The 4423-nt window shown below is 46.3% G+C and carries 2 protein-coding genes; both read left to right on the top strand.

All coding sequences use genetic code 11. The features are described 5' to 3' along the window. The first annotated feature begins 266 nt into the window (after positions 1–266). Positions 267–389: a hypothetical protein gene (locus QT979_RS28380; protein ID WP_333312336.1), complete on the top strand. Its 123-nt coding sequence runs from the start codon at positions 267–269 to the stop codon at positions 387–389. A 730-nt stretch (positions 390–1119) separates the two neighbouring features. Next, positions 1120–4170 carry an AAA family ATPase gene (locus tag QT979_RS28375; RefSeq protein ID WP_333312335.1) on the top strand — a complete coding sequence of 1017 codons (3051 nt, stop codon included), beginning with the start codon at positions 1120–1122 and terminating at the stop codon, positions 4168–4170. Positions 4171–4423: the final 253 nt, after the last annotated feature.

Below are 4423 nucleotides of genomic sequence, written 5' to 3'. Positions count from 1 at the left end.
CTCCGGTAACTACGGCCAAATATGACAGGCGTGGGGAGGAAACTAAGCGGCGGGCCGTGCAGCATTTGGAATTTTAGCGCGGTCGAGAGATACACGGCAGGTGCGCCCCACGAAGAGAGCGCAGTAAGCTGTTCCTGAGCGTTCCAACAACGAAAATACCGGCGTTGCTAATTTACGGTATGAAATGCTAAATATGCAAGTCATATAAACCAGCATTTACAAAGTCTCGGGATTTTCAATTTATTTTTTTCATACCTGATTAAGCAATGCCAGGAATAAAACTTGCTTTTGAGTTAGTGGTGGCTTTGGGTACTGAAACCTTAGAGCGCCGATTTGGCATCGCTTTCGCCGTGACCGACCAAAAAGGAGTGACAGGAACTACTCAATAAACGAGTTCAGCAGCTTAGAAGCAACACTTTCAAAGCGTTCCGAATCGAAGATTACCTTAGCTCGCAGCGCATCCACTTTCAGGGAAAATGATATTGTCCTCTAATGGATTCCAGGAGTAAGTGATGAGCTTGGTTGATGAGCAAGCAAAAACAGTCCCGGTAATTACCGAGATTTTGCCACAAAGTCATATTTTTCCTACTTGAAAGCTATCGAATATTGCACTTTTACCACAAATTTATAACCTCTAAGGGGACAACTTTTAGACAAGTTGTCTCCCACTTGCCCAGTTGTTTTTTAGGACAGGATTTTTGATAGATATACCCCTAATAGTAAAGTCGGCTAATTTTAGCTATTTTGCCAGCAGATCCGGGGAGCAAGGGTTGTAGTGTACTATCATGATAGTTGAAGCTTTGGATGTGTCGCCATGCTACCGGACAAACTTCCGACTAGATGCAGTTTTTATTTAACCGCATCTAATCACCAATAAATTGCTGAAAAGCACACTTGTTCAACCATTCTCATTGGGGCTTTATTGGCAAGAGCATGAAAATTTGTTTCAAGAACTTCAAAAAGTACATTCAAGATTCGCAACTCCTTGCAGCATAAAAACCCCAGGCGCTTTTTTCACATAAGAAAAAATCGCCACACCTTTAACAGAGGCACGGCGCAAAAATAATAATTCTTAATTTCATTATAGTCCAATTATCCCGAAAACTAACATTAGCTTGCATGGTAATTTCCAGGTACAGCAAACGTTTTCAGGGTAAGGCTAAGCCTCTGTTACTAGATGTGGCGGTTGTTTCTGTACACCAATCAGGACAACCCACTATGGATAGCATTGTATCAAATCCCGGCCGTTCTACTCAAGTATCGTTCGATATCCGCAACTTTTATGACCGCTTGGAACCGGGCAACGGCAACAACAAGTATGTTTGCCCCGTATGTGGCGGGCGCAATCTAGAGATTAAACCAAATTGCGGAACGTATCACTGCTTTACCTCCGACTGTGACAACGCAGCCCTCCGTGAAGCCCTTCGACCTTGGGCTGAGGTAGTGGCAGAGCGCGGCGGTAATGGCGATCAAAAAATCAATAGCAACCGCCGACCCGCCAGTGCTATCCACAAAAAACAGCCAACACCCGCCCCCATCCCAGCGGGACTAAAGCTTCTGCAATTTGTAGAGCCAGCGTGGGATTGTCCCAAAGCTCAACCAATTTCCGATGACTTGTGGGCAATCCTCAAGAACAAGCCACCGGCCCGGTATGAAATTCTCAAAGAAACTGCCTATTCCTACGCCCTAGCAGGAATAGTCTATCGGATTGAATGGTCAGATGAATGTAACCCCAAGGGACGTGATAAAACCTACCGCCAGAGTCACCTTGGCGCCGACGGCAAGCGGATCTGGAAAAAGGGCGATAAGGCCTGGCCTGCTTACCGCATTAATGAAGTAGTCGAGTTATTGAAAGAAATCCCAGACAGCGAACCTGTTGCAGTCCTGATGCTTGAGGGCGAACCCAATGTGGAGATTGCTCGATCTCACGGCATCGCAGCATTAACTCTGCAAGGTTCCAACTGGAACGATGCCGAAGTAGCGAGAGCTGTTGAAGCACTGAGGGCAACGGGGAAAAACATCACGCTTGTGAAGCTACGCGATAACGACTCTACAGGTGTTAAAAAGGGTACTCAGGTGAAGTCGGCGTGCGATCGCCTGCAATTCCCCTGCATAGTGATCGATCCGCTCGTTATATGCCCCAATCTTCCTGAGAAAGGGGATATTCGGGAAATTTTGGACAACATCGACGCAGACGAGTTTATTCGGCGATTAGAAGAAGAGATTGACGCCCGCGCTGTTGAGTCAGCGAGTGCGATCCAGCTTCAACGGAGTTTTGAACAGGAGGCTATCAACAAATCGGCAGCCAAAAATAAGCTTTCCATGAGGGAAGCAGCGGACATGGCAAGAGAAATCTTGAACTCCGAACAAAATGAACTTTCAGCCAACATCAAACTTGAGGAAGTTCGACAGAAAGCAGGTATAAGCGATTATTCTTGGGAAAACAAAATTATCAAGCCACTCAAACGAAATATGGATGGAGAACGATTTAAGCTCGAACTGCTAGGCTTGCTACAAATGGAAGACCCAGTTGAGCGCTGCCGACAAATCGCACTACTTGCACCCAAGTACAGCATGGGAGCGGGGACGATCAGGGAGGCAATGTCGGCAATGAAACAGCAGACTCAAGTGCCAAAGACTGAAGTGCTCACGCTCGATGATTTGTTCGCTTCTGAGTCAGAAGCAATGGAATGGCTTGTTTCCGGTCTGTTGCCCGTAGGTGAAACCGTTTTACTATGTGCGTTACCCAAAGTTGGGAAAAGCAAAGTGGCGATCGATTTAGCGTTCTGCGTCGCCACGGGTGAAACTAAATTTTTGGGCCAAGAAACTAAGCAAGGCAAGGTACTACTAATTACGCCCGATGCCTCCAAACAGTCGCTCAAGCACGAACTAACCCAGCGGGGATTCCGAAGCCAAGACACCAAAAATCTGCACGTCATCCCTCGGTGGAGCATCGATCAACTGGCAGTGCTAGAAGCAGAGCTAGAAAACTTCCGCCCTGACCTAGTAGTTATTGATTCGCTTAAAAAAATTACCGCTGGCAAGGAAGTCAGCGAGAACAGCGCCGAATTTGCGGACAACATTATCGCCCTGAACGATATGCTGACTCGCTACCGCGCGGCTGGCATTTTGGTACACCACGCCAACAAAGGGAACGATGCAATAGGAGTCGAGCGAGCCCGAGGATCGACGGCGATAGTGGGTGCTTGCTGGGGAACGTGGATGCTCGATCGAATTCCCAAACCCGATCCAAATAATAAGAAACGGATGATTGTCGATCCTAAAGACCCTAAGCGAATTTTAACGGCAATGTCCCGCGACTCTGAAGGCACGACCCTTAATATCGAATTCAATGCCGAGAACAATTCATGGGAGTTCATGGGAGAAGTCGGGGTTGACGAACAAGAAGCACAGCAGCAGCAGTCTTACCGAGAGCGGATAACCAATGTGTTGCGAAACAATCAAAAAGAGCTATCTGGCTCTGAAATTATGGAGCTGCTGGGATTGACTCGGGAACAGCGTGGCAGCGTCTACAGCGAACTTAGCCGTATGGAAAATAAACGACTGATTAACAGCCGACCCGCACCTGGTGACAGACGATTTAATCTTTATTCTCTGTTGATTCCTACAACTGACACTGTGACAGTTGAAAACAAAAAACCATTACCCCCTCCCCCCCCCTTACTCACAGTGCCACTTGCTGACTATTCTTCTGAAAACCATACACAGCATAACTTTGAAGATAGTCAGCAGAATAGTCAGCAGATAGTCAGCAAAAATTCAGAGTGTGACAATGTAAAAACAACTGAATCTCTTACAGACAATGGCATTGAACCGATAGTCAGCAGGTTATCACTGTCACAGGGGGGGGAGGGGGTAGAGCAGTTTATAGACGCTGCAACTGTCACGCCACTCGATGTGGCAGTTGATAATCCCCTGACAGCAGAATTAATGGAACTTGACGCGGAAAAAATCCGAGATATTGCGTTAGTCTGGTGGCTCGAATATTATCCCGAACAAATGCAAACTTTAATCACTCAGATGTATGGTTGGGATGCACCAGGAAAGAAATACAATGTATCTACTATCGCCGCTTGGCTTGAGACGCAAGATGCTGTCGTGCGCGCTCGGATTGGAGAACTTTTGAACCGTTGCCCACGAATAGAATGACTCAAAAAATAGGTAGTTGCGAGCAGTTAAAGGGGCTGTTGTACTTACTTAACCAAGCGCTATCTAAAAGCTTGAAACATTCTTGAAATTACAACCTTACACATAAGCAAGGTCATGCAGTGCAATGAGGTAAATAGGGTGAGTAGCTGGAAATACTCTAGAAATAAGGAGAGGAGCATTACTCACAAGTTAAGCTAAAAGCACTATTGTCAATGAGTAAAATTACTCATGTTTGACCTGTTGACCCAATTAA

The organism is Microcoleus sp. w2-18bC1, assembly GCF_036700365.1.
Taxonomy (GTDB): Bacteria; Cyanobacteriota; Cyanobacteriia; order Cyanobacteriales; family Microcoleaceae; genus Microcoleus.
Note: the sequence above shows the minus strand (reverse complement) of the source record. Positions and strands in the feature narration are given on the sequence as shown.

What these genes read in the sequence shown, in the direction of transcription:
- QT979_RS28380 (WP_333312336.1), top strand. Translation starts at nt 267, where the DNA reads ATGCCAGGAATAAAACTTGCTTTTGAGTTAGTGGTGGCTTTGGGTACT.
- QT979_RS28375 (WP_333312335.1), top strand. Translation starts at nt 1,120, where the DNA reads ATGGTAATTTCCAGGTACAGCAAACGTTTTCAGGGTAAGGCTAAGCCT.